Annotated in this window: 6 protein-coding genes; 5 read left to right on the top strand and 1 reads right to left on the bottom strand. The window is 28.1% G+C overall.

Features of this window, described 5'->3' with window-relative positions; genetic code table 11:
• The first annotated feature begins 2 nt into the window (after positions 1-2).
• A complete protein-coding gene (gene mazF / locus J0H68_05280; GenBank protein MBN8828101.1) occupies positions 3-332 on the top strand; it encodes an endoribonuclease MazF in 330 nt (109 codons plus the stop codon).
• Here the strand turns inward: mazF and J0H68_05285 are convergent.
• Positions 329-2,890: a hypothetical protein gene (locus J0H68_05285; GenBank protein MBN8828102.1), complete on the bottom strand. Its 2,562-nt coding sequence runs from the start codon at positions 2,888-2,890 to the stop codon at positions 329-331. The genes mazF and J0H68_05285 overlap by 4 nt on opposite strands.
• Positions 2,891-3,155: 265 nt before the next feature.
• Between J0H68_05285 and J0H68_05290 the strand changes: the two genes are divergently transcribed.
• The 4 genes from J0H68_05290 to J0H68_05305 form a co-directional block, all read left to right on the top strand.
• The gene (locus J0H68_05290; GenBank protein MBN8828103.1) at positions 3,156-3,740 is read left to right on the top strand and encodes an ankyrin repeat domain-containing protein; all 585 of its coding nucleotides are present in this window, start codon (positions 3,156-3,158) and stop codon (positions 3,738-3,740) included.
• A 5-nt stretch (positions 3,741-3,745) separates the two neighbouring features.
• Complete coding sequence (locus J0H68_05295) at positions 3,746-3,946, top strand: hypothetical protein (GenBank protein MBN8828104.1); 201 nt, start codon at positions 3,746-3,748, stop codon at positions 3,944-3,946.
• 150 nt (positions 3,947-4,096) lie between these two features.
• A complete protein-coding gene (locus J0H68_05300) occupies positions 4,097-5,212 on the top strand; it encodes a hypothetical protein (GenBank protein ID MBN8828105.1) in 1,116 nt (371 codons plus the stop codon).
• Positions 5,213-5,346: 134 nt separating this feature from the next.
• Positions 5,347-6,536: ankyrin repeat domain-containing protein (locus J0H68_05305; protein ID MBN8828106.1), on the top strand; the 1,190-nt coding region annotated here is incomplete at its 3' end.

Raw genomic sequence — 6,536 nt, forward strand, 5'->3', positions numbered from 1 at the left:
CCATGGAATACGTACCAGATAAAGGTGATATAATTTGGATTGATTTTGATCCCCAAGCAGGTAGTGAGCAAGCAAAAAGAAGGCCTGCTATTGTGCTTACACCTAAAATATATAATAAAAAAACTTCTTTATGTATTATTTGCCCTATTACTTCTAAAATTAAAAACTATCCCTTTGAAGTAAAAGTAAAAATAAATAATAGTGCTTCAGCTATTTTAGCCGATCATGTTAAAAGCTTTGATTGGAAAGCTAGAAATGCAGAATTCCTTCAAAAGGCACCTAAAGGCGTTAAACAACAAGTTCTTGAAAAACTCTCTCTTTTATTAAGTTAAGAACATCTTGAAGGTTTTATTTGATTCAATCTACTTTTTAAAATTTCTTCACTATAAGAACTGGATTTATTAACATTATTTGTCTCTTTCTCTCTCATAAAAAAATCTATTGCATATGAATCAGAGACAAATCTTCTAAGAGTTTGAAATTTTAAAAAGGACTCTTGCGATAACCCTATATTGATTAGTTTATTAATACTATCTATACCGTAAGTATTCCTAGCTATTTTAATTAACTCAGCAATTTTAGGATCGTTCAATATTGGATTTTCATAAGAAATATTACAATAGTAAGTGTCTATCTCATTAGAAGAGCTTTCATCACTAGAAGAAAGACTATTTGAATCAGTTGCTGAAATTGAACTGTTACTTGATCCTGAATATCTATTAAGTTCACTACTAATTTTATCATAAAGGCTAGTCCCAAAATACTGACCTTTATATTTTTCTTTTAATTTATCATATAATTTGGAAATTTCTTTAAAACTATGTTCTTCCATCAAATTATCTCTATCTCTAACTAATGCCCAGAATTTATCTTCATCCACATCATATAAGTCACTCAATTCTTCAATATCCACTTCATCATTACAATTACTTAAAAACTCTATTACTGCATCATTTGACATATCAATTAGCTTTTGCTTTGAGTCTTCATAAAAGCTGATGATTACTGTTAATTCTATTTCTTCCGCATATAGTTTTTTTATAGCCTGATAGCATTCATAATATTCTAACATTTCATTTTGAGAGAAAATATTTTGTAAAATATTTAATTGATTTAAATTAAGTTCATAAAGATCATCTAATTCAAAATCATCAAAACTATAATAATTAAATATTTCTGCTTTTAATTTTGTAGCTTCGATATTTATTCCATACCAATCACTCACATTTTCAATAATAATATTGATAATTTTTAATTGATCGATACCTTCTTTTAATTTAATCCCTTTAAGTAATAACCATTTACTTAAAATATTCGCTTCTAAGGTAATTAATTTATTTAATTCTTGAGCATTTTCTGCTGAGAAATTTTCATTCGTGTAGTCATATGAATAGTTTATGGCAGTTTGATAATTTTTATGCATCCATCTTGCGGCTGGTACTGCATTTTCTATAGCCATTGGCATCATTTGCTTTTCAAAAGCTTGATCCCAAGTCATTTTTTTAGCTTCAATAAGTTCTAAAAGCATAAAGTTAGTGATTAATGACCCTGGATTTCGTACAACTTCCGTACCAAACAGAAGGTAAGTTAAAGAATTTATAAAACCTGCTAAACGGTTTTTATTATGACTATTAAAACCATTCAAAGACTCTATAATCTTTAAACCTTCCCCTTTTAAAGCCTGTCTAATCCATTTGGCAATTTGCTTATCATCGACTTCATAGTTAATTTTAATGTTTTCTATAACTTTATTAATACCGCTATAACTACCGCTATTAGCCGTTTTATTAATTTCAACTATATCACTGCGAGAATAACTTTTTGTATAGATAACCTGTTTTTCATTTGCTGCACTTTCCAAACCTGGAAACATAATTGATCTGCTTAAAATTTCCTGGTCATCTTCAAGACAATTATCATTATCTTTTAAATTTTTCATTACTCTTCTATTTGAAACATTCATTAACCTCAAATATGCTAGAAAATTTGCCATAGTAGAATCTTGGTTTAAGCAAATTGTAAAACTATTAGTTAATATCTTTCTATATACCTCGTTAAAACAAGCTGCCTTAATAGCTTTATAAAATTCTTTCTGCAAAGTATTACAAAATAAACCACTGTTATCAAATTCTTGTTTTTTTACACCTTTGCAGTGTTTTTCAATAAAGGTTGTTAAACTAATATTACTTGTTGGTTTTAATAATAATTCAGCTATATTTTTCTTTATAGAACTATTTTCGCGAATTATTAATTGTTTTAAATTGATTTTAACTGAGCTATTAACTTTAATACGAGCTTTATCTAATTCACCTGGTTTATAAATTAGTTTTACACCTATATTGTGATAAATTTCTTTTATAATTTTTTGGATATCTTTATCATCTAATTTAATTGTTTTACATTTGAATTTGAATAGTGAAACAATGTTATAGTATGGTATTATTGCTTGAAGGTTATTACTAAAAATTGCTTTAATAAATTTTCTTTTATCTTTTAGCATTAATTCATTAAACTTATCAATAACATTTTTAACTGCGTTTTTATCAGTAGTAGGATGTTTTTCAAAAGTTTTAATTACCGCTTTTTTGATACATTTTTTTAAAATTTCATCTGATAATACTTCACTATCAGTTAAATATTGTAGTTTTAATGGATAATATATTTCAGCAACTTGTTTTGAGTAAAGTATCCTTAAACCTAGCTCATGCGCTATAAATGATAAAGTACGATCACTTTTAGAAGTATCAGTTAAACTCTTTAAACTCATTATAGATTCATTAAATTCATCTATTCCAAATTCATTTAGATTATCTCTCTCCTCCTCTTCAGAAGAGCTATCATCAAAATAATATTTATAATCTTCGTTAACCTTTTGTTTTTTTTTACTCATGATATCTCATTAATACTTCTTTTTTATTTAATATATCTTTAACTATTTGTTAAAGCAATTTCTTAATTCATTTTTTTAAGTGCACTTTATAAGGCTTTGATTATAGGACTAATTTCGATATGTACATTATTCCTACACTCTATATTTTTTACAAAATAGGGTGATAAGAAATCGTCTTTAGGACATATTATTTCTAATTCCGAATAATTGACTTAATCAATAATATGTTTCATAATAGCTAATATATTAATTATTTGCTGATGATATGGATAAAGATTCAAATTTCATTGATTCTAACGAAAAAGTCATACAATTTAGTAAATTGAATAACCCTGTTTATGATTCTAAAGTAGACAACTCATACCTTCCTCCTTTTAAAGAAGTCCTTTTAGCTATTGAAAAAGGTGATTTGTATGTAAAACTTGATATAAGTGGTAAATACTTAGGATATTCTGATCCAAGATTATTGAACTATTTATGGGATGTGTACCTTACTAATGAGTTTATAGAAGTAGCTGACAATAATATAGCAGTTAAAGAAATATTAAATGCTCTAGAAAAATTAAATTCACAACTTAATCAATCATTAGAAAACGCTAAAAACTTCGCTAATTTAGAATTCTTACTAAATAGAGGTGCAGATATTAATGCTATCGATAAAGATAATTGTAATTTACTACACAATGCTTTGAAAGCAGGTTCTATAAAACCTGTAGAAATATTAATTAAAAGAGATGCAAATATAAATGCACAAGATAAATGGGGCTGGACTCCACTAAATTACACGGTTAGAAATCTTCGCAAGGATATCACAAAACTACTGATAAAATCTAAGGCTAATATTAATTAAAAAATATTGAAGGTGAAACACCTTTACACATTGCAATAGATATAAATTCAATAATGTTTACTAAACTACTTGTTGATGCAGGTTCAGATTTAAATATTAAAGATAAAAGATATAATACACCTTTAGATAGAGCAAAAGCTCAAAATCATACTTGTGTAACTAATTATCTAAGTAACTACAGTTTTAATAATTCCTTAAATAGATAATTTAATATATTTCAGCAGCTTATATATAAATTAAAGTAATATTTAAAATGCTTATCTATTAATAGATTAGAATTCTTGACTTTAACCTAGAAATGTTAAATAATTAATAATAGATTAATATATCTATTTCTTTGCTAATTTGGGGACTTAATGTCAGAAAGAGATAAACAATTAGAAGAAAAACTTAAGAAGATTAATTCTCTTAGCAAAGAAGAGAAGCAGGAAGTTATTAAGCTAGTTGAAGAATTTATTAAGGAACAAGAAAAAAATTCTAATAAGGAAGGCGCTAAAGGTGAACTTAGTAAACCTGAACTTTTAGAAAAGTTAGAAGGTGTTCTCGAAAAGTTAAAAGTTGAAGGTGATATTAAATTAACACCAGAGGAATTAGAATTATTAGAAAAGATTGGTGTTAAAGAAAGTTGGCTTAAGAAAGCTATGAATTTCCTATTACCTAAGGTTTTAGCTAATTTCATTATAGCATCTGCTAAAACTTTCCTTGGATTAGAGCCTCAGGCTGATAAAGCCATTATAAAAGATGACCTTATAAAAGAATTTCAAGGTAAAGCTGAAGCCTCAAAAGCTGCAAGTAATGAACAGCAACAACAAGAAAGTCAATCTAAAGAAAATCCTTCTAAACAAAGTAATGAATCTCTTGCCGCTCTTAAAAATGGAGCTAGTGAAGGTAAAGCTCAGGATAACCCTAAAGACAAAGGAATACCTTTTGATCCTACTGCAGAAGTTGTTAATACAAAAAACATAACTAAAGTAGCTGAAAATATTGAAAGAAACCCAGATTTACTTAAGAGTATTGAAAGCGTTAGCAAAACTACCCCTGAAAATAACTTTAGAGAAGAACGCACGAGTTTAAATCAGGAAAATTTGAGAGAAAATAAGAAAGATAATGGTCAAGATAAAGACTCAAAAGAGATGCAAAGAAAAACCGAGTTACAAAATTTATATGGCGATGATAAAGTAAACGACGCTAAGCTTGTAGAAGCTGCTAAAACTGCAGCGACTCCTCAAAAACAGTTTGAAGCAGGAATGAAACAGGGTCAAGCTGAGAATCCTCATCACCACCATCATCATAACCATGATAACCCAGCAAATAAGGCTATGAATGAAGCTAAGAGCGTGGGGGAAAATATGAAAGGTAAGGTTGAAGCTAAACCAATAACTCCAAAAGAAACTATAGAACCTAAAACAGTAGATTCTAGCCTTCCTAAAAAAGTTGATATAGAAAATCCTGGCAATGTAAAAGGGAAATAAGTACATAAGGTATTAATTATATTTTTTAATGTATAATTTTATATAATTCTACCATAGATTGACAAATAATTATAAAAATATTATGATTTAACCAAATCTTAACGTTTGTATTAATACTCAATAGGTTTAACATCATGAAAAACCATCATTCCCTTCCAGAAAACTTTGAAGTAACCGTTAAAAAATTTGACGATGGTACCTTTGAACAAGTAACTAAGTTTTTGAATAATAATTATGCTAATCAGTTTTTCTCTAACTATAAAACAGCTTATTTAGGGGATAGAGGTATTCAATTTTTAAGCCCTGAAATTGCAAACGCTTTAAAAGATAATTACTTTGGTAAAGGATTAACTTTGCCTATGGGAATGGAAGAAATCGAAAATAATACAGATAATAAGGGTAAGAAACATATTAATACTTGGCATGAATTTAATCACCAACATGGTGGAATACATTTAGGTATTGAAGAAAACGGCGGAATATTCTTTAATTTTGATAAAAATCATAAAAATTTAAATGGTAATTTATTTAGCGGGTTTATTGAAATAAAAGACAAAAGTACTGGTGAGGAATTAGTTATTGTTTGCGATAAAGGCTGGTTTTCGTGTATGTCTAATACATTTAGTGAAAAAAGTAATCCTATTTATAAGCAATGGTTTGAAAAACGCTTTGAATCTCCATCTCTTTTAAACGAACCGATTCGTGATCCTAATTTATACATTAACTTTGATATTGATAAAAAAACTCTTTCACCTCAAGAAGAAGCTACATTTGCAAGATATTATTCTCAAAGACCTAACCTTGTAATACAAGCAGCTATTGATGGAATAGCAAAAGACAATATAAATGTGCAAAAGAATAAAAAAGCAGATGATACTATCGGCTTTAAATATACCGCTCCCGCATCAACACCAAGGTTCTTTAGCTTAGCTGTTGCTAATGATGATTTTGCAAAAAATATCGATTACCATATTCAAACTTATGCTAAGCAAAATGGTTTAAAAGAAAAAGACATTAAAACCCTTAAATCAAAGGTTCAAGATGTTTTAAAAGTAAGCAATGAGCTTGGAAAACAAATTCATTTTATGGTTGAAGATAGAGAAGATCCAAATAAAATCATTACTATTCTTAATAAAGGTGCTAACGTAAATGCACGTGACGAGCATCAACAAGTCCCATTACATTTTGCAGCAAATGCTCAAAATCCTGACGAACAATTAATTAAAACAATGCTTAATAAGGGCGCAAATCCTAATGCTCAGAAAAGTACAGGCCGCACACCTCTTCATTTTGCTTGTAAAAAAGTTGGAACTGATAAAAGCAG

This window comes from Sphingobacteriia bacterium (genome assembly GCA_017304685.1).
Taxonomy (GTDB): domain Bacteria; phylum Pseudomonadota; class Alphaproteobacteria; order Rickettsiales; family 33-17; genus JAFKLR01.